Origin of the sequence: Mesorhizobium sp. LNHC229A00 (genome assembly GCF_000502415.1) — a bacterium.
Classification (GTDB): domain Bacteria; phylum Pseudomonadota; class Alphaproteobacteria; order Rhizobiales; family Rhizobiaceae; genus Mesorhizobium.
In genome coordinates this window covers 1-625 of sequence record NZ_AYWQ01000140.1, presented here as the reverse complement: position 1 = coordinate 625, position 625 = coordinate 1, and the positions used below count along the sequence as shown (strand labels likewise).

The window sequence follows — 625 nt, the reverse complement described above, 5'->3', positions numbered from 1 at the left end:
ATCAGGAAGTCGTCGGTCGCCTGGACTCCGAGCGGGTAATGGAACGAGGCAGTCGCCTGCCCTACCCCCTGGCAATACTCGAGTGTTTTTCGGGTGTTGTAATGCTGTAGCGAAAGTGTCGCCTCGGCGTTGAGTGCCTTCCTCACGTCTTCGATCTTCGTTCCGCCGTCATACATGCGGTATTCGCCGTCGGACGGCGTGTCGAACTGGTCAGAGGCGTCTTGGATGAAGGTATAGGACACACCTACCAGATCNCGGTATTCGCCGTCGGACGGCGTGTCGAACTGGTCAGAGGCGTCTTGGATGAAGGTATACGATACGCCCAGCAGATCGAGCAGGCGCTTGAGTTCCCGGTTGTTGCCAACACAGAAGCCGTCGAAACCCGGAATGATGTTAATGGTTCCCTCGGCTTCCGTGCGTTCCTCGCCTTTCCAGAAATGCTCCAAAATCCCCTTGAGCGTGACGTCGTAGCCATCGACGTGACTGCCGACGAAGGCCGGCGTATGGGCGAATGGGACGTCGAAGTCGCGCGGGACCGAGCCTTCGTCCTTGGCGTTCTCGATAAAGCTGTGCAGGTCATCGCCAATGACCTCCGCCATACAAGTGGTCGAGACGGCGATCATCT

1 protein-coding gene is annotated in these 625 nt (G+C 57.9%); it reads right to left on the bottom strand.

Translation table 11 applies throughout. The annotated features are described in order from the left end of the window. A partial coding sequence (locus tag X742_RS140275) for a nitrogenase component 1 (RefSeq protein WP_023775660.1) occupies positions 1–625 on the bottom strand: 625 nt, incomplete at both ends.